Here is a 25,410-nt window from a genome sequence, read left to right as displayed (position 1 = left end):
GCACTCCCCGCATATAATTGTCCGTCTTATCCCGCAGTGTCCGGCCTATCCCGCAGTCACAAATACTGTCTTTTTGATTTTCCTGTATAACAGCAGCCCAAACGGGATTGCCAGCGCTTCCGCTATCACAAATCCAAACCAGATCACCGTCAGGTTATTCATAAATGCACCTGCCAGCAGAATTGGTATCAGCAAAATCACCTGACGCATAAATGCAAGATACATACTGTAATTCCCGTTCCCAAACCCCTGAAAGATTGCTGCAAAAATAATTCCGATGCTGGATACAAAGAAGCTGAGTGACATGATTCTGACTGCCGGTATACCAAACTGCAGCATCTGTTCCGACGCGTCAAACAGCAGCAGGATTTTGTCGGGAATCAGTTCCAGGATAACTAAAACCACTGCCATAATAATCACCGCATAAATAAATGCACACCGGATGGTTTCATGAATCCGCTTTTCTTTTTTCGCCCCATAATTGTACGCGATAATCGGAATCAGGCTGTTATTCATTCCCTGTACACAGATCTGCGCTATATTCTGCACTTTTAAAAGGATCCCGTAAATCGCTACAACGGTTGATGAAAACTGGTACAGAATCGTATTAATGAAAATCCCCATGACCGACATAATTCCCTGCATGATTGCGGTTGGAATACCGACCTTCAGGATATTCACTACATGCTTCTTCGAAATATGGATTGTAAAATGAATCGGAATCTCTTTGTTCCTCTTTATATTCAGATAAATCCCCAAAAGCCCTCCCGCAAGCTGTCCGGTTACGGTTGCTATGGCCGCCCCCGCGGTTCCCATGGCCGGCAGACCAAAATAACCAAAAATCAGAATCGGGTCTAAAATCAGGTTTACAAGGGAGGCGGTTCCCAATGTGGCAAGGAAAAGTGTTGACTTTCCCGTTGCAATGAGTAACCGGTCAAATACCCACTGAATCATCTGTCCGAAGGAAAAAAGCATACAAATCCGGATATAGGCAATTCCGTACCGGGCAATGGCTTCATTCCCTCCTGCCTGCCATCTGAAATATGGAACCGCAATCAATAAGCAGACAACCGCGTTAATCAGGTACGCACCAAATGCCATTACGATTGCCGCTGACGCGGCCTTTTTCACCTCATCCTGCTTCTTCTCCCCCATGGCCTTTGAGACCAGGGCATTCAGCCCCACGGCCAGGCCGCAGCCCAGAGAAATCATAATCATCTGGAGAGGCGCCGCCAGCGAAATTCCGGTCAGCGCATCTTCGTTTACCCGGGAAACGAAGATACTGTCTACCAGATTATAAAGATTGTTTACCAACAAGGATATAATCAGCGGAATCGATGTCTTGATAATTAAAAGGGGAATCGGCAGGGTGCCCATCAGGCTTTCGTTCCCGCCTTCCTTTTTCTTTTTTTCTTCCATATTCCTGCAATCAGCCTTAACTGCTTTTTCCATTTCATGCACCTCTTATCTTTGATATCTTTATTCTAATACCAAAATACGCTCATATCAAATACTTATATTAAATAATTCGCCATACTTGACAGGCATAGCTTTACAAACTATAATTGATATAGACGTTTTAATAACAGCTCACATAATGAAGGAGGAATCAGATTGGACATTCGAGTTTTACGGTATTTCCTGGCAGTAACCAGGGAAGAAAGCATATCCGGAGCGGCAGAGTCCCTTCACATGACGCAGCCCACGCTGTCCAGACAGCTGATGGATTTGGAGGAGGAGATTGGCAAGAAGCTGTTAATACGCGGTAACCGCAGGATCACCCTCACAGAGGAAGGAATGCTGCTTCGCAAGCGGGCAACCGAGATTCTGGACCTGGTGGACAAGACAGAGGCCGAACTGATGGCTCCCGACGAAGCCGTAGGCGGGGATATCTATATCGGAGGCGGGGAAACGGACGCCATGCGTTATATCGCCAGGATTGCCACGGATCTTCAGAAATCCTGTCCCCAGATCCGCTATCATTTATTCAGCGGCAATGCGGATGATGTGACAGAACGGCTGGATAAGGGACTGCTGGACTTTGGAATCCTCATAGAACCGGCCGATATGAAAAAATATGACTACATCAGACTTCCCGCCACTGATACCTGGGGACTGCTGATGCCCAAAGACTGTCCCCTGGCCTCCCGCGCTTCGATCCGTTCAAAGGATCTTAGGGAGATCCCTATCATCACCTCCCGCCAGACTCTGACCGGCAATGCATTTTCCGGCTGGCTGGGAACTGATTATGAGAAACTGAACATCGTGGCTACCTATAACCTGGTCTACAATGCCTCTCTCATGGTGGACGAAGGTATGGGCTATGCCCTGTGCCTCGACAAACTGGTAAACACTTCGGAAAACAGCCGTCTCTGCTTCCGTCCGCTGGAGCCGCGTATGGAGGCCCATTTGAATATGGTGTGGAAAAAGTACCAGCTTTTTTCCGGAGCAGCCGAACGATTCTTGAGTAAAGTCCAACAGTCATTTGGCAGCCCTGCCGTCTGATATGATACGGGAACTGCAAAACCGCCTTCATGCTGTCACGCTGATAAATTACTGCTTGATAGCATGAAGGCGGAACAAAACGGATTATATTGCTCTCGGCAGTGATTAACACAAGTTTTTCATCTAACAGTGCAGATTTTATTACTGGCGCCACGGGCATGGAAAATTCCAGTCCTGTATCAGGCCGATACCATGGTGACTGGTAATAAAAATCTTACTGCATAAATATATTTCCGATCTGTCAGTACCTGAAACCATATCTGAAAATGTATTTCTCCAAATTTAATTCCAGCCGTTAATTTTAGTAAGTGACTGATACGGAAGGGAATATGCACTGACCGGAAAGGTTATGATATAACGTCCACCTAACGAAAAGATAAACTTTTACTAAATTATAGAAAATCAAAATCAGTCCAGTTAATCATGAAATCCCAGTCCACTCAACCATTCATTTACCTCTGACTGCATATCTGCAGAATTCTTGCTGATGGAAAGTCCATCTAAAAACTCAGAATCAGGATTTAGTTCATAAAGGGTTGCCAGAGCCGTCTCAAAGTCAGATTCACTTATCATACCAAAAGGAATGATTGTTTTTCCACTGAAATCATTATTTTCCATAAATACACGCAATGGTTCCGAAAGCTCGGAAGATCCGGATACATCAAGAAAAATTGTGCCAAAATCCTCGGGCAGAGGAGCCGGACTGTCCATATCAACCATCATTCCGCCGGTAACCTCTTCTATCCTATTGGCAGCTGCCCCTATATCATAGGAGGAAACGCCGCCCTCTGTATCAGTATCCGACACGGATGCAATTAAGATTCCGTTACTTAACTGATTTTCCACGGCCGCTGTTTCTCCTGTAATCACACTGGATTTATTCGGTCTCATGGTGCTTTGGCATGCTGTAAGTGTAATTCCCATAATAAGAATCAACGCTGCCAAGTTTATTTTTTTCATTAAATCACCTCGCTCAAATATATTTCTTTTAATCTTTCCAGACCCATTTCACTGCGAAACCGGTACATCTACGGATACCAATTCATAGCTGCGGCTGCCCGCGCCAATTCCCTCCGCATGTTCCAGTGTATGGATTCCATTCCTGGATTCAATCCTCTGGATTAATGAAGCCCCGTCCGGCGCCGCATAAACCAGATCCACACATGCCTGGTCCAGGGCAACCGGATCAAGGGACGCCAGAATCCCGATGTCATGCATATCCGGTTTTGCCGGATTGCTATCGCAGTCACAATCCACGGACAGGTTATTCATTACACTGATATACAGCATGTTCTCCTCACCCATGTAGTCAATCACTGCGCTGGCCGCCTCCGCCATGGATTCCAGAAACTCATCCTGCGTCCCGCCGCCCCAGGAACTCCGGCTTTTTCCACCGCTATGAATCAGCCGTTTGCCGTCGGCTGATCCAACTCCGATGGAAATATTCTTGATTGCGCCGCCAAATCCGCCCATAGAATGTCCCTTAAAATGAGATAACACCATCATGGAATCATAATTCTTCAGGTTTTCGCCCACCAGGTCCTCGCTCAGATTCTTTCCTCCGGTCACCGGTATGCTCATCGAGCCGTTTTCATCCATGATATCGACCTCTGCTATGGCCGTAAACCCATGATCTTCGGCTACCTGCCGGTGCATAGCCGTACTGGAACGGGAACCGCCGTAAGCGGTATTACACTCCACAATGGTTCCATCTACCGATTGAACCAGCTCTTTTATCAAATCCGGTGACAGGTAGTAACTCCCGCCCGCCTCACCGGTGCTCAGTTTCACTGCCACCTTACCGGTCAGGCTTCTGCCCAAGACATCATAAACCTTTCTCATTCCCTCCGGACTGATATCGTTTGTCATGTAGACGGCCGGTTTTCCTTCTTTTTTACCATCTTGATTTTCCGCTCCTGAACCGGCTGATGGAACCGCGGCGGCCGGCATGGCCTGGACAGGATTCGTCACATGTTTATCTGCTGCCGCTGTATCTGTCAAATCCCCTGTACTTCTGCTGCAGCCGGTCAGCATACAAAGCAGGATAGCTGCCGCTGCCAAATAGCGTTTCTTCATGTTTTTCGTCCTCCTCTACATACTTCTTCCGAACTCACGTATGGCCTCCAGGTTATCTTCCACCCGCTTATCCTCCTCATTGACCGTCATAATGCCCATGTCTTTTACTTCATAATAATCTACAATTGAGAACTGGTACTGTTTGATGGCCGGTTCATAAACTCCGGGAGAACCGGAGCTTAAAAGAAGGGCCGTCTGCCTGATACGTTTAGGGATTTTCACCGCATAGGTACGGTGAATGGCCGCCTGGAGCTGTGCGGACAGGGTATAGTAATAAACAGGCGAGGCCAGCACCAGCATCTCGGCCTGTTCCAGCGCTTCGTATACCTCTTCCTCATCATCCTTCTGGATACATCTGCCGTTTCCTTTTGTATGACAATACTCACATCCCAGACAGCCCGCAATTTTCTTCCTTCCCACCGGAATGACCGTTACTTCATGGCCTGCTTCTCTTGCACCCTCTGCAAATGCCTGAGTCATGGCAGCTGTGCTTCCGTTCGCCCGCGGACTGCCGTTTAAGATTAAAATATTCATTCCACTTTTCCTCCCCTTGGACACGCTCTATTCCCTATTTGCCAAAATACGCCTTAATCTCCTTCATACGCTCCGTCTACTTCACATGGAACGGGCACTGTTACCCTACCTTAAACCGGTATCCTGCACCCCAAACCGTCTCTATGTACTGTGGCGAGACCTCGTCCTTCTCCAGCTTTTCTCTCAGACGGTTGACATGTACCGTCACGGTCGCGGTATTCCCCACTGCGTCCATTCCCCAGATCCGGTCAAACAGCGTATCTTTAGAGAATACAATATTCGGATTCTGCGCCAGGAACAGAAGCAGCTCAAATTCCTTATTCGCCAGGTTCATTTCATCACCGTTTAAATAAACCCGCCTTGCCTTGGGAAGAATCAGAAGATTTTTTACCTGTATTCCCAAATCCTGCTGCTGTTCCCGATGTTCCAATAACCGTTCATGGATCTGAATATGGGATTTTACCCTGGCTACCAGCTCCGCAGGGCTGAAGGGTTTCACCAGATAATCATCGGCGCCCAGCCCCAGCCCTCTGATTTTATCCACATCTTCTTTTTTGGCTGTAACCATCAGGACCGGAAGGTCCAGTTCTTTCCGCACCTCGCGGCATACATCAAATCCATTCCTGCCAGGCAGCATCACATCCAGGATTAATGCATCCCAGCCCCCGGCCAGCGCCCGGTTCAGCCCCTCGGTTCCATCTAATACAATTTCCACCTCAAAACCGCCGGCCTCCAGATAATCCCTCTCCAGCTCTGCAATCAGTTCGTCATCTTCAACAATTAATACTTTACTCATTTTAACTCTCCTCTGTTGGGTAAGTCCCCCTCACCTTCGTTCGGCGGAATGTGAAGGCAGATGTATGATAATCGCCAGGCCCCCATGGTTCTCCGCATGGACAATGCCTTTGTGCCCCGCAATAATTTCCTTTACAACGGCCAGGCCGATTCCGCTTCCCTCGCCTGTATTGCTCCTCGCCCCGTCTACCCTGTAGAAGCTCTCAAAAATGCGGTCCAGGCTCTCTTCCGGTACACCCGGTCCGTCATCTGAAAAAACAAATTCCACCACGGTGCTGTGCTCAATCCGCTTTAAGGAAATAATCACCTTGCTGCGGGGCTGCCCGCGGTATCGGATTGTATTGGTGAACAGGTTATCCAGAACCCGCTTCATCTCATCTTTATCCAAAAGAACGGGATAAGAAAGAGAGTCTCCAATCAACTGGAACTCCACATGGTTCTGTCTGGCCTCCTCCTCATAAGAGATCAGATACTGGCCGATAAAACTCTTTAAATCCCCGGGCTCCAGATGATAGTGGAAATTCTGGCTGTCCAGACGGTTATATTCGGAGAGACTGTCAACCAGACGGGACAAGTCCCTGGTGCGCGTCTTAATGGCAGCCAGATACCGCTGCCTTTTTTCCGGTGTATTAGCAATCCCCTCCATCAGCCCGTCCAAATATCCGCTGATGGAAGTAAGCGGTGTCCGCAGGTCATGGGAGATTCCGATAATCAGGTCTTTTTTACGCTGTTCATCCTTTAAACGCTGCTCCACCGACTCCTTCAGATAGGCTCTCATATCATCAAAGTCCCGGCACACCTCGCCAAACTCATCCTGCTTTGTGTAATCAATGACCGTATCTAAATTCCCCTCCTTGATTTCATTTGTACCGCGCCCCAGCTTCTTTAACGGAACCAGGACACTCTTTGAAATCCAGTAGGATAAAATAATATTCACCAAGATGGTCAGTACCAGGAATGCAAAAACAAATCCCAGGATATATTTCAAAATGTAATTCTGCAGATAGGAGATAACCCCCTGGTCCGTCTCACCGCTGTGAACTGCAATAATGGAAAAAGCCTTTTCCCCATGGAAAAAGGTATGCTTGATCACCGATACGTCATGGTAGCTGGCCGTCAGGGTTTTCGCGGATTCGATGGCGGTACCCGCAACCGACTCTGCCGTCTCCATCTCCTCCTCCGATATGTTGGAATAAATCTCGGTCCCATCCTTTCGGATCAGGAAATGATACCCCATCCTGGACAGCTTCTCTTCCAGATGGCACATTTCCTCATTCTTTTTTATCCCCTCTGAAAGCTCTGTGTGCTCCCCCTGCCCCCAGTTATTTTCCCACAGCTCCTGCTGATAGGTATAAATCAGGCTCTGGGCCGATTGAATTCCGTTTTCATCCTGATACATGGTCTCTAAAGTATACCAGTAACTGCCCAGTGAGGTGTTAATGCAGATAACAACGATAACCGCCGTCAGCAAGATTGGTATCAACGCCATCATCACATTTGATAATTTTATTTTCTGCTTGATTGTCATTTCCCTTTTCTCCCGATACATCTTGAATTTTAAGTGAAGGATAACGAGGCCAGGGCTTCCTGACCAGGTTAAAGTAAGCCGCATTTCGATAGCGGGAATTGCAGGGTATTTAAAGTCCTGTACATCCTTGGCCCAATTGGATTTGTATGGTATCCGGTATATTATAAAAATGGGGGATTATATTAAAACAGGGACCTTCCTTATGTACAGGACTTTAAATACTCTGCAATCTCGGTCAGACTATTATAAAGGTTAAAGTTAACAAATTTCTCTCATAAATATAAACTTTTTCTAAACGAGCAGTTCAAAAAAGTGTTATCCTATAAAATATCCTGACCTGACACACGCTTTGACAAATTCCATCAACGCTCCCTCCAATTATCCCATCAGATCAACAGGGCACGTACTCCAATCCCTGCGCCAAACAGAACCATTAAAATCCCAAATATCCGGTTCAGCTTCAAATAAAAATTATCTGTCACCCGTTTCCTGATACAACTCACCACCACTGCAATCAGCAGCCACCAGAAGCAGGTTCCGCAGAAAATACCCAGAACCAGCTGGATATCCTCTCCCACCGTCTCTGTCCCTCCAATCCGGAACATGGAAAATACCACCATAAAGGAAAGAATCGCTGCCGGATTGGTGATCGCAATGACGAACGAGGACAGGAAACAGGAAACAAGATACCGAAATCCCCCCGGACGTTTTGCTTCATCCTGCACCTTTTGGAAAAAATCAGCCGGCTTCTCTATCTTCTTTTTCTTAAAACACTGAATTCCTAACAGGATGACCGCCAGGCATCCAACCATACAGATGAGGTGCTGGTGCCTTAACAAAAAATCCGAGATAACCGTAATCCCAAATACCCCGACACAGGCATAGAACACATCCGCCACAGAAGAACCGAGTCCGGTCACAAAACCTGCCGCCGCGCCCCGGGACAGGACCCGCTGGATTGATAGGATCCCCACTGCACCGGCGGGAACACCAAATACAATCCCAATGATGAAACCTCTCATTAAATAGTTCTCTAACATAAGCCCTGTCCTTTCACTAAATGGTTCTCTAACATAACACCTGCACTCTTATTGAAGGGAAAACGTCATGTAGTCATTATAATTTTCCCTGTGATAGTATCGTATTTCTCCTTTGTCCTGATCGTAAACAATCGTCCATTCTGTTGACAGAAATTCGCCAAAATTATTTTTACTCACACTGGACATGGCATCCTTCATATCCTCTAAATCCATGACCGGCTGCTCTGACAAGCGGTTCATCAGGATTTCATACCTTGTATGGGACTGCTCTGTCCCGATTCCGAATTTATCTCCCGGTGTCAGATAGAAATTAGTTAATACTGGCGTTTCTATCACCGACATTTCGTTGTTCACATATTCCACTGCCACAGAGCGACCGGTTCGGTCTGTCAGCGCCAGATGAAGCATCATTCCGGCGGAAGCATGCATGTCATACTGTCCCAGCAGTTCTATCGCTTCCTCCACATCAGCCGCCTGATCAAGAAGAAGGCGCACCGCCGTTGTTGTCGTAATACCCGGTTTTCCCGTATCCTGCCCGGTAACATCCGGATCATCAATCATGAGCACGGCCACACAGAGACCTTTCTCATTGATTCCATCAAGCGGGGCATAGAGAGACGCTGCCGATACTATCTTGGAAAGCGTTTTGTCCGGATCATACTCCGTCCCGATATCCAAAAAATCCAAGTCTACTGTGGAGATGGACGCATATCCGACAGCCGGTTTTGATTTGACAATCATTGCCGTACACTCCATCCAGTCAAAGTTCCTGCCATATACCACTCCGCCCTCTGCATTTCTGGCAGTCAGGGTGCTGCAGCCAAATTTCCCCGTCTTAAATCCGGGAATGACCAGGCCCTTCAATAAATCCTTTCCGACGAACTGGGCCACCTCCAGATCAGAGGAGGCTCCACCCTGCTCCAGAAACCGGTCAAACCCATAGTCTCCGTTATACTCCATGTAATAAAGTCCATCTTCCAGTTTCTTTACCTGGATAGCCGAATTAAGTCCGGCTTTAATCCGGAATAAAACATAGGCTCCCCCTGCCACGATAACCGCAAGCGTAATCAACAGGATTTTTGTTCTCTTTTTTATTCCGTGACGCATATGGATATCTGTCTCCTTTGCTTTTCTAAATGGTAACTGTTCAGAACGGCTCATCTTCTTGACCGAAAAAGCCGGTCAAGAAGCATCGGATGTCCATCCGATGTGAAAAATAGTGCAAAAACAGTTTTATAAGCGAGCTTAACGCCTGCTTTTGCACTATTTTTCCCGCCGTTCTGAACTGTTACTCCAAATGAATGGTTTGTAGTAATTGAGCCCACGGCATAGCCGCGGGCCCACCTATGTCCGTGTTTATTCTGAAATCTGAGAAATATCACTTCCAAAGTATTTCATGGAAAGTTCAGACAGCTCCCCTGATTCGTCCAGTTCAGCAAGAGCCTCATTGATTGCTTCCTGCAGACGGTCTGATTCCCCGCCTTTTCTCAGCGGAATTGCGACATGGGACGCTTCCTCTGTCAAGGCGGCAATCTTTATGTTTGCTTCCGGATGCGCCTTCATATAGTCGTAATAGGTTACTTCGGCATTCAGTGTAGCGTCAATACGTCCGCTTAACAACAGCTCAAATGTCTGGTTCAAATCATCCACCCCGGTCACCTGGGCGCCAAAGCGTTCCGCAAGCTCCGCATAGGTACTGGAAATGGTATTGGCTGTGTTCTTCCCGTCCAGGTCATCATAGGACTGGATCTCATTGTTATCTCCATTTACAATAATCGCGGTTCGGATATAGGCGTATGGGTCTGTGAAATCATATTTTTCCGCACGCTCATCCGTAATTTCAACACCATTGACCATCATATCATAGCGGCCTGCATCCAGACCGGCAAGCAGGCCGTCCCACTCCCCTTCCACAAAGGTTGCGTCCACGCCCAGTTTATCTGCGATTAACTGTCCAACCTCTACATCATAACCGACCAGGTTATCATCCTCATCATGATAGGTCCAGGGCGCCCAGGTCCCCTCCATAGCGATTACAATCTCTCCCTTATCCTGGATCGCTGACAAGAGATCATCCGGCTCTTCCCCAGTCTCCTCCTGTGCCTCAGTCTCTCCCTGTGTCTGGGTTCCTTCCTGTGTCTGGGCTGCCGTACTTCCCTGCGCCGGCGCCTGCTGATTATTTCCGGAGCATCCTGTCATTCCGAGTACTCCAATTGCTGAAACCGCAAGCAGCAGTGTAGTTAATCTAGTTTTCTTCATGGTTTACCTCATTTTTCTTTCCTGTTATTTATATTCTAGTTATTGCATCTTTTATAGGCTGGGACATTGCCCCGTTTTATTCAGACTTAAAAGCCGTCATAAAAAAATCCTCCATCTTGCTAAATGGAATTTTCTCTATGTCATCATAGAGATCGATATGAATTGCATTCGGAACGATACAAAGCTCCTTCGGTTCGGCTGCGGCAGCATATGCGTTTTCACTAAAAAAACGAGAATGTGCATTTTCCCCCATAATAAAGAGGATTGGGCGGGGAGAAATGGTATCAATATGATTTAACAACTGATAGTTTAAAAAGGACAAATCACTGGTTGTCGTGTGTCCTGCGCGGGCGTTGGGATGATGCCCCCGTTTCAATCCGTAAAAGCTGAAAAATTCAGCTCCCACCGAATCAAGACCTTCTGGTATGGCATCTGCCGGTGTCTCCGGGAACGATGGGATATACTCCGGTTCCCCCTTTTCAAAATCACGAAAGCGTTTACGGCTCAACTCATCAATTCTGTATGACAGTTCTTCCTGAGACATTGTTCCGCGCATGGCGCTGATATCGTACATACTGGCAGTCGCTACCGCTTTGATTCGGGAATCCATCTGTGCTGCGGATAATGCAAATCCACCGCTGCCGCAGATGCCAATGGCGCCAATCTGTTCCCGGTTTACAAACGGACGCGTCCCTAAATAGTCCACACCGGCCGAAAAATCTTCAGAGAAAATTTCCGGTGAGGATACCTGACGGGGTTCCCCGCCGCTCTCCCCCTTAAAAGAAGGATCAAAGGTAAGAACAACAAACCCTCTCTGGGCAAGCTCGTTGGCATATACGCCAGGCCCCTGTTCCTTAACTCCGCCGTAAGGGGCTCCCACTACCAGCGCCGGGTATTTCCGCCCTTCCTCCCTATTTTTTGCCATATACAAATCACCGGCCAGCTCAATTCCATACCGGTTTTTATAACGTACATGGGTACGGGACACGTTCTCACTTAATTTAAAAATATAATATTCAGACATTTTTGTTCTCCTCCTTTTAATTATTGTAACTGTTCAGGACGGCTCATCTTCTTGACCGAAAAAACCGGTCAAGAAGCATCGGATGTCCATCCGATGTGAAAAATAGTGCAAAAACAGTCTTATAAGCAAGCTTAACACCTGCTTTTGCACTATTTTTCCCGCCGTCCTGAACTGTTACTAATTATTTATCCTGGTACATGGCTGTTCCGGCACATGCTCCATGGGGCATAAGGGTTTCCGCATGCGGGCATTCTGAAAAAAGGCCGGAACTATTGATCTACCTGATTTTTTTGTTGCTGCTGCCCGGGTCTTTGGCTTTCCCTGAAGACTCAGCTTACTTTCACCCACCCGCTGCACTTTTGTCAGCACCGTGGAGAACATCAGGTAAATCAGCCCGATCTCGATATAAAGCGCCAGCGGCTCATAGGTTCTGGCCACAATCCGCTGCGTCACCATAAACATTTCCGTCACCGTGATATTGGCTGCCAGGGAAGTGTCCTTCACCATGGCAATCAGGGAATTGGACAGGGAGGGAAACGCGGTCCTAAGCGCCTGGGGCAGAACAATCCGCCTCATCGTCTGCAGATAAGACATTCCGGCACAGTAACCGGCTTCCAGCTGTCCGGCCGGAACCGACTCCAGTGCCGCGCGCATGATTTCCGCTGCATACGCTCCCTCGTTAATGGAAAATACGATGACTGCGGCCGGAAATGGGGAAATGACAATCCCCAGCCTCGGCAGGCCGTAAAATACCACATACAACTGAACCAGAAGCGGAATCCCGCGGATGACCCAGATATAAAACCGGGCCATATGCTTAAAGAAGGACACATTGGCAAACTGCACCAGGGCCGTGGCAACGGCAATCAAAAGCGCCAGTGTAAAAGATATCGCGGTCAGCGGTATGGTCATCGTCAGTCCCGGTATCAGGATCTTACTAAAGGAATCCGCTAAAATATGAAACAATCTTCCATCTATCATAGCCACCGGCCCTCACTCACTTTCTTCTTATCTGATGCTGTCTATGTGAACAATCTTATTTCCCCAGCCTTCCAGCACCGGGTTATTCTCCACCGCCAAACGGAATGCTTCGGAATCTTCAATATCACCGACTTTTGTATACTCTCCCGTCACTTCCGCGTCCTGATAGAAAAGAATGATCCGGTTGGGTTCGGAATAGTATACCTCACCGGCTTTCTCTGAAGTGACAGTCTCTGCACCAGAAGGAATCTCATACCGGCTGGGAATGTCGTAATACTGCATCACTTCCCAGTCATCATAATCATCATAGTGGTAAATCGGGAGCCTCCAGCTGGCGGTGCCCACATAGCCTGCAATGGCGGCAGCCGTCGGATTGTCAAGCATGTTCATGACAAATGGTTCTCCATCATCACCAAAACGGATTTCTAATGTATCTGCTCCGGCAGGATATTCCGGCGCGTCTGTTTCGTTATTTTCATCAATGCTGCTATCCCGGGTAATGCTGCTTGTGGGCACTGTCGCAGCCGTAGTGGTCACTTCTCTCTCACTGCTACGCCCACAACCGGCAAGCGCAGCCGTAAGAGCAACGGTGAGTATAATTACCAAAGAGCTCTTTTTTCCTATCTTTCTTTTCATATATCATCCTTTCCTGTACCTTTCACCAGGCACATCCGAAATTAATTATGCAAGTTATATCTTCTCTATCATTATAGTACCACGCATTAAATACAGCAAATACTTATATTACATACATATTTATACCTTTTAGGCATGCATAAATCCTTACTCCGTAATCAATACAGCCAGATCTACATTTTTTATCTTCCATGACGCAACGTAGGCAAAGCTCATAAATAACAGGATAACAGAAGCAGCCGGAAACAACGTATTTCCTATGGTGGCAGCGGAAGCAAAATTACTGATACCTGCCATTTTCATGACTGTGGAAACCAATGGATCCGTCAGCACCGCAGCCAGTCCGGTACCAATCACCGCACCGGGAACAGCCGCCAGACCAAACCGCAGGGCAAATGATGTCCGCAGCTGTCCGCTGGTAAATCCAAGGGCCTTAAAAATCCCGATATCCCGTTTTTCAGCGTTAAGAATCTTGCTTCCGGTCATGGCTGTAACAATCAGGATAAATACAATCACCATGCCGTATTGGAATACCATCAATGCCTGCATAGCGGAAATGATGCCAAACAGTCCGGGCCAGGTATTCTCATGCACATGAACATCTCCTCCATATGTTTCCTGGAGTGCTTCCGTAACGGCTGTTTTTTGTGATGGGTCAGCAAGAAAATAATGGTGGCACCAAAGTTCCTCACTATCCTGGCCAATTTTTAAGTATCCCTCACGGCTGAGCCCCACATTCGCACCCATATCATTGGCACAGGTATAGATTCCCGAAACGGTATATACCCCGCTCCCCATATCGGCCTGGACCGTAACCGTATCACCGACCGAGACACCTAAATCAGAGGCCACAAATTCTGTCAAAACAATTTCATCATTCGCCCTGCTGGTTCTTCCTTCTATCATATGGAACCGCTCCGGATCGGAGATTACATTTGCCGTGTAGTCAATTCCATTCACGGATACCCCCGGCATAGCCAGCAGGTAACGGTCTGTAATATCCGTATAGGAAAGGATTGTCTGTTCGGCCTCTTCAGAGGAATTGACTCCAAAAATCTGTACACCGATATCATGGTCGGCCGGATTAAACGCCTCCATCATTCCTTTTCCATCCGCCCCAAGCCATGAATCCATACGCCCGATCATGGAAGCAAAGAATACCAGAAGAAGCGCTACGAGGCAGGCGCCGACATACCGGCTCTTTCCCGCTGCCAGCTGGCGCAGGGCCAGGCTCAGTTCCAACTGCTTCCCACGGATCGCTGCAAATGTTCCGGCGCCTCCATGATCATTTAAAACCTCGCCCCGGATTGCCTTCATCGGTGCAACTTCACCTATTTTTCCGGATTTGAGAGCAATAAAGCCGGCAAGGATCAGTATGATACCCACAAAAGCCAGGAGGCAGGGACCAATGGGCATTCCTTCCGGTATCCGGATTCCCGTGGTCGTCAATGTGGCGCTGCTCACAAACCGGCTTAATGGCAGCGTTAGTATTCCGCCAATTAGCATCCCCGCCAGAATCACACATAAATACTGAATCATCTGGATTCGGCGCAGTCCGCTGCCGGTAAATCCAATGGTCTTTAAGATCCCCATATTCACATAATCGGCTTCTACCGCGCTGCTGATGCTGTGGCCGAGGACCACCATAACAACAAAAAGCAGTACGATCACAAAAGCAATAAGCAGGCCGCTGAATGCATTTTGCAGCACCAGCATAAAGCCGGCAATGGAACCTGCGCTGTGTACAAACTCTGTATACTGAGGCAGGCTGGTGTTTTCATTGAGCAGACTGTTTAATTCAGAAACCGCCGCACTGCTTCCTTCTTTCTGGAAAATATGCAGCATTGCACCGCTCCTGGCAAGCGCGTCAATACCGGAATCCCGAATGATCTGCTGCGCAGCCGTATAATCGTCTTCACTGATCAGGAAACCTTTCATGCCGATCATGGAACTGCCCATAAACGGATCTTCATAGAATCCTTTTACCGTGAGAACCAGATCCCGCCCGGCCCTGGCAATAGGAAAGCTTATCTTATCGCCGGCCTGCAGACCAAACATGGAGACCATGGACGGGGAAACGTAGACCTCTCCGGGTAATAGTTCCGGTGTCCCTTCCTGATAAGAAGAAAAATCATCCGTAAAAAATTTATAACGGGCCTGTTCCCGGGAGTAGGGAAGCAGCTGGCCTTCACTGTCGGATTCCTGGTCATTGACCGCATAATCGGAAAAAATAAGGTTCTGGGTATCCACCCGTCCCACATCCTCCAGATTTTCGATGCTCCCGGTGAGGGATTCCATATCAGAAACATTGGAAACCCATGCCGTCAATGCTCCAAACCCTGCGCGGCCCATCTCTCCATTCACATATCTTCCGGAACTGATCCCTACGGTGAGGACGGTACCCAGAGCGGCTGCGGCCAGCAGAATTAGGAGAAACACACCGGTCAGGCTGCCTTTATGGCGTTTAAAATCCGCTTTTAATAACGTTTTATACTCCTTCATTGCCATCATGCCTCCCCTACCACTGGAACGAGGCAAGCCATTCATTCACAGCGGCCTCCCTTTCCCTCTCATCATCCGGATGATAAACCGGCAGCTCCAGTTCATCTAAGATTTTTCCATCCTCTAAGTAGAGAAGCCTCGTTCCCCGGATTGCGGCGCGCAAATCATGGGTGACCATCAGGATGCTCTGTCCCTCCCTGTTGAGGGACGTCAGCAGGTTCAGCACTTCTCCGGTATTCTGCCGGTTCAGCGCGCCGGTGGGTTCGTCCGCAAATACAATTCCCGGTTCGTGGATCATGGCCCTGGCTATGGCAGCTCTCTGCGCCTCCCCGCCTGATACCTCCGACGGCATACGGTTTTTTGCCCCGTTCACATTCATCTGTTCCAGCAGGGCCTCCACCCGGCGCTCTGTTTCCTCTGCCGGCCGGTCCTTTCTCAAATAGCCCGCGACCGCCACATTTTCATAAAGAGTGAGATTGCTCACAAGATGGGTCTGCTGGAATACAAAACCAAATTCATGGGAACGGATTTCCGCCATCTGTTTCTCTTTAAAGCGGCTGATTACCTTTCCCTGATAAACCACCTTGCCGGAAGAAACCCGGTCCATTCCACTGAGTGCATATAATAAGGTGGATTTACCTGCACCCGACGGCCCCATGATAATGGTAAAATCGTTTTTGTATATGTCTACCGTCACATGGTCCAGCACAGGAGGCGTTTCTGCTGCCTTCGCAAATGACTTACTGATATCTTTTGCTGATAATAATATTTCTTTCAAGCGGTTCTCCTCCATGATCCCTTACTGCGGCTTATGCCACAATCAGCGGTTTCTTACCCGTCCTTGAGTCGGGACGGATTTCTTCCACAAAGCGGATGAAAAAGTCTACATACTCCAGGTGCTTTTCTTTTAAAATCTGCCTCATCTCCCTGATCATTTCCGACTGGATTTCCTGGATCCGCTTCCGGTCCGATACTTCCGCCAGCATCTCAAAGGATTGTTCATCCAGCTGCCGGAACTGGTAATCCAGAAGTCCCTCCAGGCAAAAGCCTTCTACCACAAGCGGGTGAAGGAAATCCCTGGCGCCGCGGCCATCCTCAAACCACATTAAGTCCTCATTGCGGCCCATGATGTTGCCGGCACGCGTGAAGGGATAAGAGCTGTCTTTGTCCGGCTCCGCCAGTACCAGCTTATCGGAAATCCGATAACGGATGAGGGGCTGGACATAATTATAAAGGCAGGTCAGATACATTTCCCCATTCTCCACCTCGATATAGTTTAAATCATCAAACAGATACATCCCTTCCTCGTGGCTGGTCTCCACACCCAGCGCCAGGGACTCACTGGCTCCGTAGATATTCACCACATCAGATTCAAAGGTCTCCTCCAGATAGCTTCGAAGGCTGGCTCCAAGAGGTTCCCCGCAGGATACCACCCGGAATACATCCAGTTCCACATCCCCGTTTTCTACAAGCTCGCCCAGGATTTTAACAGCGGAAGGGTAACCGACCACCATGTTGGGCCCAAACTCCTTAATCTGGCGAACCCATTCCGCAAGCGGCGTCTTCACATCCAGGAAGAGCTGGTCGGCGCGGACACCTTCTATGCCGTCGCTGACCGCCATGGCCCCGCCGTACCTGCCATCCGTAGCCGCAATGTATACAATACGCGGTCCATGATGCAGCAGCTTTAAAATCTGAGGCATGGACATATCCCACAGCGCGGCCCGGATAATTCCAAGCAGCATCTGGCTCCACGCCGTCTCATCATAGACAAAATATCCGGGGGTCCCGGTACTGCCCGAGGAGTGTACCACATGGTATGAATCCTTAAACCGTTTCTGGTCGGTGGATTCCTGTTCATCAAACCGGCGCAGCTCCTCCTGCTTTAAATCCGGCACCGTAACCAACTCATCAAAATGTTCCATCAGAAGCTGTTTATCCAGCACCGGAAAAGCTGACAGGGGCATGGTGGAAATCTGATTGCCCGTAATACCCGCTTCTTCAAAGACCCTGTGGTAATAAGCGGAATTGTCATAGGCATAAGCCAGCAGTTTCCTCAGTTTCTTCTCCCGGACCCTCTTTATGTCCTCCCTGCCTCTTCCTGCGTTCCTCTTTAACTGGTACAAATTCCATAATAAATTTAAATAATTCATGGTAACCTCCTCGTTCCACCATTATCCGGCCTGTTCGTTTACTTGAAATAAATAGCTGTTTTCATAATTTTCTCTATGATAATACCGCGCTTCTCCCTGCTCTAAATTAAACACGATACTCCACTCTGTTGACTCAAACTCCCCAAAATTATCCTTGCTGACACTGTCTAAAGCGTCACGGACTTCGTCCATGCCCATGGTATTCGTCTCCGTCAGCCGTTTCATTAATATTTCATACCTTGTATGGGACTGCGAGGTGCCAATCCCCTGTTTTTCACCGGGCGCCAAATAGAAATTCGTCACGGCCGGTGTATCTGTAACCACCATTTCATTGTTCACATATTCAACCACGACACTCCTGCCGCTTCGGTCCGCCAGCGCAAAATGTACCATCATCCCCATGGAGGAGTGCATATCATACTGCCGGAGCATAGCCAGGGCCTCCTCCACATCGGCCGCCCGGTCTAACAGCATCCGGATTGCAGTGGTCGTTGTAATATCGGGCTTTCCCGTATCCTGACTAATCACTGCGGAATCCTGAATCATATTAACGGATACGGCCAGTCCTTTTTCGTTCATGCCGTCGAGAGGGGCATATAAAGCAATTAATGTACGGATTTCATCGGGAAGCTCTGAAAGTCCCGCGCCAGACTTTCCGCCGAACGCAGGTGAGGGGGACTCTCCATATCCGGTCCGGATAAAGTCCATGTTCACGGTTGATAGGGAGGCATATCCATCAGAAGGCGCAGACTTAACAATCATGGCCTCACAGTTCTGCCAGTCAAAATTCCTGCCAAAGAGGGCTTCCCCCTCCGGGTTCTTTACTGCCAGCGTACTGCAGCCAAACCCTTCTGTGCCAAAACCGATATCAGCAGACCCCAGCTGCAGCCGACCGGTTATAAACCCAATCACATCTGAATCCGAGGAAGCGCCCCCCTGCTCAAGAAACTGGCTAAACCAGTAATCCCCTTCATAGTTCACTGCTGATAATCCATTTTCCAGCTGCCTGATCTCTGTCCCCGGTGTAATAACATCAGTATTTGCATCTCCGACTGGTGCTGTCAGTGAATCGGCAGACTCCACACGCGCCGTACTTGCCGGTATTGTCTCTGCCTGTACAGTCCCTGTTCCTCCGCACCCTGTGCTCAAAGCAGCCGCTGTCAATGCGGATATCAGTAATACTACGCTTCTCTTCTTTTTCATTTTGTGATTCTCTCCTTTCGATACACTTATTGTAATACCATATTTGTATAATATCAAATACCTATATTAAATACTTATCTATGCTTTTTTACTATATATAAAAGCATTTTTTATCCAATTACTGATAACTCATATCCTTTCCTGTATCATAAAGAGTTCCGCGATCGGAACTCTCGCGCTGCCGCGCGGTTGCTGAAGCAACCATTTACCGCTGCGCGGCGTGTGCATCCCCGCGGAGCGTTTTTTAATTCATAGGACGCAATTTCCTATGAATTGAAAAAGACAGGCCCTGCTCAGCCTGTCTTCCATTGCTAGGCGCTGTTACGGCTATGAGTTTATGTAATTGGACTTCTATACCGCTGTTCCGGTAACTGAGGCTATCATAAACCCTTAAAATAACATACAACTAACAAAAATATAAACTTTTTCTAAACTTTACTATTTTACCGTAACAGTTCAGACGGCGGAAAAAAAGTACAAAAACAGGCGTTAAGCTCGCTTATAAGACTGTTTTTGCACTTTTTTTCACATCGGATGGATATCCGATGCTTCTTGACCGGCTTTTTCGGTCAAGAAGATGCGCCGTCTGAACTGTTACATTTTACCAGATATCGAAGCCATACAACACCATCATCATAAGGTGTTACACTCTCAAGTTTCACAGCAAACGGCTCCCTGTCCATAGGCAGTCCATCGAATATGGCAGCCATTCCGCCCCGTCCATCGATTCCCGGTGCAAACAGGATGCTTACCTCATCCAGAAGTCCCGCATCCAGAAAACCTGCATTGATAGCTCCACCGCCGACAATGGCCATCCGCTGAACGCCGAACACGTCGGCTAAAATCTCAGACGCTCTTTGCAGATCAATCTTTGTCTGGCCGCAGGCAATCCAGGAAATATCTAAGGAATCCAGATAGGCAAGGTACTCCTTTGTGACCTGTTCGCTGGTGATGATAAGAAGCGGCTTTTCATGATTCGTATCGTCCTCCCAAAGTAAGGTACCCCTGGTATCCACAATGATTTCATAGCCGGCAGCTTCCCTCTTTTTTGATACCTTCTCCATACCAAGAGACTCCCCGTTCTGTGGAACGAACTCGCCCGGTTTTGCCATCTCCAGTTTTGCAGTCACTTTTCCACTGACGGTGGTAGGTACATTTAGCTGGTTGAGAACCTCATAGTATTCCTCTACGCCCTCCAGTTTTGCGGTCATGCCGCAATCAATTCTTCCATCAATAGCTGCCATCATATGGCAGATAATATATGGTTTCTTCATTGTTTGTGTTCTCCCTTTAAAATTCTTCTATTTTTTTGTCCGTCAATCTTTTACAAAACACTCCATGATATACCTGCAGTAGTTCCCGGTGTTTCGTGTCTTGCAATTTTCATAACGTGCTTCCTCGCTATCTCTCGGAATCAAAATAGCCATTGACACCATTTTACGCACAAAGGCACATATACTGGCCTATCTCATGCTCAAATACAGTTGTCCTGTCGGCATGAACGCATAATTCCATCTGTTTATTCAGCCCCACGGCTAATACACCCATAATGGACTTTGCATCCAATACAATATGACCATAATAAAGGTCAATATCAAATGGATACCGGCTCATTTTTTTCACAAATTCACATACATCCTGGACTGTTGTTAAAATTATCTTGTATCTCATCGTTATCCTCCTTGTTTAATCAGCCGCAAAGCAGGTCCTATCCACCTGCCTGCTCAGCCATTTTATAGGTATGAAATTAGTTTATCCGTCTTTAAACTCCCTGCTCCCGGCAAAACGGCTTCACGCCGCTGACTGCTTCCTTCGGCTGTATCTGCCTGTCTTCATGGTCAATATCAATCAGAATATAGCGGTCATTTCCCATTCCCAGCTCCTTCATATAGGAAAGCTGCCGGTGAGCATGGCGGCTTTGTATCCGCTCTACCAAGTCTGCATGATCCTTCTCGTCAAGCGCATAAACCAAGTCAATGGAAGCCTGGTCTGCCGCCAGAATATCCGTAGAAGCAACCATTCCGATGTTCGGTGTCACTACGGGAAGTGCGGCGCAGCCCTCGCAGTCACAGGATACCGACATATTCCGCAGGACATTGATGTACGCAATCCTTTTACCAAAATGGTCCGTCACCGCCTTTGTGGATTCCGTCATGCGCTCCATAAACTCTTCCTGGCCAATATCCCACATGTCAGCCGATCCGGGTGTGGTGTGTATCATTGCTTTTCCAATCTGTCCATCTGCGCACCCGATTCCAAGGTTTTTATCGGAGCCGCCAAAGCCGCCCTGTACGTGTCCTTTAAAGTGCGTCAGCGCAAGCAGGGAATCATAATTTAAAAGGTTCTTTCCCATGGACATTTCCTTAAACCATTTTCCTCCCATCACCGGAAGCATGACCGTTCCATCTTCGTCCATAATATCTACCGGGCAAAAGGTCCAGCCGTTAATCTTTAAGATCTCACGGTGCTGTTTGGTTGTATAACGGTCTCCATCGTAATAAGTATTCGTCTCCACAATTGCGCCTCGTGGGATTTCAGAATCAACCAGAGCCTTCACCCATGGCCTCGGTATGATATTGGGTCCGTTTTTTTCTCCCGTGTGAAGCTTGATTCCGATTTTTCCGGTCAAATTGGCATTGATGCGCCGGTAAAGCTTCTTAAGTCCCTCTGCTGACAAATCACGGGTAAAGTAAACAATTGACTCATTTCCGCTTCTTTCTTCATAGGGGACATACCGGTTTCCGCCGTTTCCCGGAACAATTTTTTTCTTTAACATAGTTCTTCCTCCTCGAATCAGTTTATTTTGTTCTTAACGTTTTTGCATCTCTTCTCCCCAACTCATTACACCTAAAAACTGTCTCGTCCGTTCTTCTCCGGGAGTCTCAAAAAATGCCTGTGGGGTATTTTCCTCCACCACCACACCTTTATCCATGAAAATCACCTTTGTGGCCACATTCCTGGCAAAGTTCATCTCGTGTGTAACTACCAGCATGGTCATTCCCTCCGCCGCCAGCTGCTTCATCACTTCTAAGACTTCCCCAATCAGTTCCGGATCCAAGGCGGAAGTAGGTTCGTCAAATAGGATCAGTTCCGGATCCGTGGCAATCGCACGCGCGATCCCCACCCGCTGCTGCTGCCCTCCTGACAGCTGGTGCGGATAGTAATCATACCGGTCCGACAGACCCACTTTGTCAAGCGCTCTTTTTCCAATCTGGACGGCCCGGGCTTTTGGCATCTTCCGGGCAACGATCAGCCCCTCTGTCACATTTTCCAGGGCCGTCTTATTCCGGAACAGGTTGTAATTTTGGAATACAAATGCGGTTTTCCGGCGTATTTTTGCAATGTCTCTCTTGTGTACTGCCTCCAGGTCCAGATGGTCCTGGTCAAAAACCATAGTTCCTTTATCCGGTCGTTCAAGAAAATTGATGCATCGTAAAAGAGTTGTCTTACCTGAACCGCTGGGCCCCAGGATTGTGACCACATCCCCTTTATCCACCCGAATGTCCACACCTTTGAGGATTTCCTGTCCGTCAAAGGATTTCTTTATATTTTTTATCTCCAGCATTTCCTGCCTCCTTACCTTATCCCAGCCTTAATTTCCTTTCCCATATCCTCTGCAGCTTCGTTAGAACCGTACAGAAAATAAGGTAAACCATACCAACCTCACAATACAGTATAAACGGCTCATACGTCCTGGCCGCAATTCTCTGTGCCGACATGAACATTTCCATCACCGTGATATTGGCTGCAAGAGAGATATCCTTTACAAGCCCGATCAGCGAATTGCTCAGCGGCGGAAAAGCCGTCTTAAGCGCCTGCGGTAAAATAATTCGTACCATGGTCTGTGTGTATGTCATACCCACGCAGCATCCCGCCTCCAGCTGCCCATCCGGAACAGACTCAATGGCCGTACGGATCGTCCCGGACGCATAGGCGCCGGTATTGAAAGCAAACTTTTCCCGCCGTCTGAACTGTTGCTGATTTTTGAATCTGCAATGTTCCGCTCATTGTTTCAATAAACTCACTTCCTGAAATAGCAGTTCCAAGTTCATATAAACCGTTATACGGTCCATAGCTTCCATAATACATAATCACATTCCCCCATGATGAAAAATATGCCAGGCTTCCCGCCGGTCCCTGCCCCAACGACGCGTCAGTAATATCAAGTTTTTCCGGGGGATAAAATATCTTTTCATCATTACTGTAATCCTGTACCTCGACCGTGAATGGCAGCTGTTTATACAGAGATCTTGAAGCGCTGTTGTCCACCAACTGAAAAACAACCGTATGTCCGTTTCCTTCCACACTGATTTTCATGGCTTTATCTTCCTCCTTAATCATCTCTTCCTCCGAACCGGCCTCCAGTCCGGGCCTTGATTCAGACTCCATACTTCCATTGACAGTTCCATCACCTGATGTTCCGGTGCTGTCAGATTCCGCCGGTTCCTCCTCTGCTTCAGAATTGACCGCCGGTTTCACGGTCGCGTCTGCTGCTGCGGCTGTGTCAGCCGATCCGGGATCAAATGGTGTGCACCCGGCCAGCAGACCTGATAATAACATCACTGCTGCAACGGTTAGAATCCATTTCTTTTGTCTCATGTTTCCTTTCCTCCTATACACGATCCTGCATCCTATTTAATCCAACGTTCTCCCCACAAACGATAAAGGAATATCACACCACGGAAACATAACTCTATACACATGGCAATCCAAACTCCCGTAAGTCCCAGCGGAACAGACAAACATGCCGCCAGCGTAAGGCGTACTGCCCAGATGCTCAAAAAATTCATAATACTCGGAATCAATGTGTCTCCTGCTCCCCGCAGCGCCCCGGATATTACAATGGAGGCTGCAAATAGCGGTTCCGCAAATGCTTCAATCCGCAGAACATGGACGCCCAACTGCCGGATTTGCGGATCCGGAGTCAGCAGAGACAGCATGAGCGGCGCTGCTAAAAACATGACCGCACCTGTAACCGTCATTACAGCCATTCCCAGATAAACCGTCAACCGGGAAAATCTCCGTACCAGTTCACGCCTGCCGGCTCCCAGGCTCTGCCCTACCAGCGTTGCGGCGGCATCCGCAATTCCATATCCCGGCATATAGCATAGGCTTTCCGCCGTAACCGCAAAGGAATTGGCAGCAATCGCTATGGTTCCGAGGGGAGCCACAATCCGCGTTGTCACCACCATAGCGCCGGACATCAATGCATGTTCACAGCCAACCGGAACTCCAATCCGGACCGCTTTCTCTATGCATTCCTTTTCAATCTTCCAGCCGGTCTCTTTCCGGATATCCAGTGATGGTGAATGAAAGATAAGTGCACGGAGCATCAAAACCGCGGTCACCCCCTGGGCAAGTGCAGTACCCAGCGCGGCTCCCGCTACCCCAAGTCCTGCCCCTGGAATGATAACCACCTGGCCAAGCACGGACAGCCTGTGCGCCGGGAAGATTAAAAAGGCATTAAACACCACATCCAAGCCACACATCAGAATGTTTAGTAAACTGGGTATACGCATATTCCCACTGCACTGGAGCATCCCTCCCGCCAGAAGACTTAACTGGATCATGGGGAGTGAAAAAATATAAATACGAAAATAGTGTGCTGCATCGTTTCGCACTATGGGTTCCGCCCCCAGCCAGCCCGGGAGCGGAAAGCTGACTGCAGTTCCTGCAATAACCAGTAGGATACTGAAGAACAAAGTAACAAGTAATGCCTGGCGCAGGACTGCCCTGGCTTCCTTTTCTTTCCCGGCCCCGATCAGCTGTGCCACCTGGACGGTAAATCCGGCTGCCGCCGCGGTACACAGCCCTCCAAACAGCCAGGTACTGCTGGATACCAGTCCAATCGACGCGGACTTTGCAGCTCCCAGCCGCCCCACCATGGAAGCGTCGATATACTGCATGATGATTGATGTAATCTGGGCCATAATGGCAGGTATACTCAAACGGAGAACCAATTTGAGCTGCTGGGAAGACGTCATATCCGTCCCCTCTTTAATTTTAAAGAGCAGTTCCTCTGTTCTGTTTCGTTTCTTTATGGTGCCGGTTTCGTCCAGTATACTCATCATCGGCCCACAGATCTGACCTTGTTATTTTTGTATGATCTCACCTCTGCACCTCCTTTGTAGCTATACTTATTTTAATACCCTTGCGGGTTAATATCAAATGCCT

24 protein-coding genes are annotated in these 25,410 nt (G+C 48.2%); 1 reads left to right on the top strand and 23 read right to left on the bottom strand.

The features are described from left to right. Positions 1-45 precede the first annotated feature (45 nt). Positions 46-1,452 (bottom strand): MATE family efflux transporter, encoded by a 1,407-nt coding sequence (locus tag EJL91_RS18370; protein ID WP_243125467.1) that lies wholly within the window; start codon positions 1,450-1,452, stop codon positions 46-48. 162 nt (positions 1,453-1,614) lie between these two features. On the opposite strand from EJL91_RS18370, the gene EJL91_RS18365 reads away from it, so the two are divergent. Further along, a complete protein-coding gene (locus EJL91_RS18365; RefSeq protein WP_125143418.1) occupies positions 1,615-2,505 on the top strand; it encodes a LysR family transcriptional regulator in 891 nt (296 codons plus the stop codon). Positions 2,506-2,922: 417 nt separating this feature from the next. On the opposite strand, the gene EJL91_RS18355 is transcribed toward EJL91_RS18365, so the two are convergent. From EJL91_RS18355 to EJL91_RS18250, 22 genes are all read right to left on the bottom strand, one after another. After that, positions 2,923-3,465, bottom strand: coding sequence for a flavodoxin family protein (locus tag EJL91_RS18355; RefSeq protein ID WP_125143417.1), 543 nt, complete (start codon positions 3,463-3,465; stop codon positions 2,923-2,925). Positions 3,466-3,513: 48 nt separating this feature from the next. After that, a complete protein-coding gene (locus EJL91_RS18350; RefSeq protein WP_125143416.1) occupies positions 3,514-4,581 on the bottom strand; it encodes a DUF362 domain-containing protein in 1,068 nt (355 codons plus the stop codon). A 15-nt stretch (positions 4,582-4,596) separates the two neighbouring features. Further along, positions 4,597-5,115: a flavodoxin family protein gene (locus EJL91_RS18345; protein ID WP_125143415.1), complete on the bottom strand. Its 519-nt coding sequence runs from the start codon at positions 5,113-5,115 to the stop codon at positions 4,597-4,599. A 100-nt stretch (positions 5,116-5,215) separates the two neighbouring features. Beyond that, entirely contained in the window at positions 5,216-5,911 is a 696-nt protein-coding gene (locus EJL91_RS18340) for a response regulator transcription factor (RefSeq protein WP_125143414.1), read from the bottom strand. Positions 5,912-5,941: 30 nt separating this feature from the next. Next, positions 5,942-7,438, bottom strand: a complete 1,497-nt coding sequence (locus EJL91_RS18335; protein WP_125143413.1) for a sensor histidine kinase — start codon at positions 7,436-7,438, stop codon at positions 5,942-5,944. Positions 7,439-7,824: 386 nt separating this feature from the next. Next, complete coding sequence (locus EJL91_RS18330; protein WP_125143412.1) at positions 7,825-8,478, bottom strand: LysE family translocator; 654 nt, start codon at positions 8,476-8,478, stop codon at positions 7,825-7,827. A gap of 48 nt (positions 8,479-8,526) precedes the next feature. Further along, complete coding sequence (locus EJL91_RS18325) at positions 8,527-9,585, bottom strand: C45 family autoproteolytic acyltransferase/hydrolase (protein ID WP_243125464.1); 1,059 nt, start codon at positions 9,583-9,585, stop codon at positions 8,527-8,529. A 249-nt stretch (positions 9,586-9,834) separates the two neighbouring features. Next, a complete protein-coding gene (locus tag EJL91_RS18320) occupies positions 9,835-10,737 on the bottom strand; it encodes a transporter substrate-binding domain-containing protein (RefSeq protein ID WP_125143411.1) in 903 nt (300 codons plus the stop codon). Positions 10,738-10,813: 76 nt separating this feature from the next. Further along, a complete protein-coding gene (locus EJL91_RS18315) occupies positions 10,814-11,761 on the bottom strand; it encodes an alpha/beta hydrolase (protein WP_125143410.1) in 948 nt (315 codons plus the stop codon). Between the two features lie 177 nt (positions 11,762-11,938). Continuing rightward, on the bottom strand, positions 11,939-12,742 hold the full coding sequence (locus tag EJL91_RS18310) for an ABC transporter permease subunit (protein WP_164516881.1): 804 nt from the start codon (positions 12,740-12,742) through the stop codon (positions 11,939-11,941). A gap of 27 nt (positions 12,743-12,769) precedes the next feature. Continuing rightward, a complete protein-coding gene (locus EJL91_RS18305; protein WP_125143409.1) occupies positions 12,770-13,378 on the bottom strand; it encodes a cyclophilin-like fold protein in 609 nt (202 codons plus the stop codon). 147 nt (positions 13,379-13,525) lie between these two features. Beyond that, positions 13,526-15,880 carry an ABC transporter permease gene (locus tag EJL91_RS18300; protein ID WP_125143408.1) on the bottom strand — a complete coding sequence of 785 codons (2,355 nt, stop codon included), beginning with the start codon at positions 15,878-15,880 and terminating at the stop codon, positions 13,526-13,528. Between the two features lie 16 nt (positions 15,881-15,896). Next, positions 15,897-16,658, bottom strand: a complete 762-nt coding sequence (locus EJL91_RS18295) for an ABC transporter ATP-binding protein (protein ID WP_125143407.1) — start codon at positions 16,656-16,658, stop codon at positions 15,897-15,899. A 31-nt stretch (positions 16,659-16,689) separates the two neighbouring features. After that, the gene (locus tag EJL91_RS18290; protein ID WP_125143406.1) at positions 16,690-18,033 is read right to left on the bottom strand and encodes a phenylacetate--CoA ligase family protein; all 1,344 of its coding nucleotides are present in this window, start codon (positions 18,031-18,033) and stop codon (positions 16,690-16,692) included. A 21-nt stretch (positions 18,034-18,054) separates the two neighbouring features. Next, positions 18,055-19,236, bottom strand: a complete 1,182-nt coding sequence (locus EJL91_RS18285) for a linear amide C-N hydrolase (protein ID WP_125143405.1) — start codon at positions 19,234-19,236, stop codon at positions 18,055-18,057. Between the two features lie 569 nt (positions 19,237-19,805). Next, on the bottom strand, positions 19,806-20,510 hold the full coding sequence (locus EJL91_RS18280) for a RibD family protein (RefSeq protein WP_125143404.1): 705 nt from the start codon (positions 20,508-20,510) through the stop codon (positions 19,806-19,808). Between the two features lie 163 nt (positions 20,511-20,673). Then, a complete protein-coding gene (locus EJL91_RS18275) occupies positions 20,674-20,907 on the bottom strand; it encodes an HPr family phosphocarrier protein (protein ID WP_125143403.1) in 234 nt (77 codons plus the stop codon). Positions 20,908-20,998: 91 nt separating this feature from the next. Then, entirely contained in the window at positions 20,999-22,012 is a 1,014-nt protein-coding gene (locus EJL91_RS18270) for a DUF362 domain-containing protein (protein WP_125143402.1), read from the bottom strand. Positions 22,013-22,045: 33 nt separating this feature from the next. Beyond that, complete coding sequence (locus EJL91_RS18265) at positions 22,046-22,801, bottom strand: amino acid ABC transporter ATP-binding protein (RefSeq protein WP_125143401.1); 756 nt, start codon at positions 22,799-22,801, stop codon at positions 22,046-22,048. A 16-nt stretch (positions 22,802-22,817) separates the two neighbouring features. Continuing rightward, positions 22,818-23,141 (bottom strand): ABC transporter permease subunit, encoded by a 324-nt coding sequence (locus EJL91_RS18260; protein WP_341467037.1) that lies wholly within the window; start codon positions 23,139-23,141, stop codon positions 22,818-22,820. Further along, positions 23,137-23,835: a cyclophilin-like fold protein gene (locus tag EJL91_RS25295; protein ID WP_341467031.1), complete on the bottom strand. Its 699-nt coding sequence runs from the start codon at positions 23,833-23,835 to the stop codon at positions 23,137-23,139. The genes EJL91_RS18260 and EJL91_RS25295 overlap by 5 nt, the downstream gene beginning before the upstream one ends. 32 nt (positions 23,836-23,867) lie before the next feature. After that, a complete protein-coding gene (locus EJL91_RS18250) occupies positions 23,868-25,307 on the bottom strand; it encodes an MATE family efflux transporter (RefSeq protein ID WP_243125462.1) in 1,440 nt (479 codons plus the stop codon). Positions 25,308-25,410: the final 103 nt, after the last annotated feature.

The sequence above is a fragment of the Clostridium transplantifaecale genome, from assembly GCF_900626075.1.
Lineage (GTDB): Bacteria > Bacillota > Clostridia > Lachnospirales > Lachnospiraceae > Otoolea > Otoolea transplantifaecalis.
This window is presented reverse-complemented; position numbering and strand designations above follow the sequence as displayed.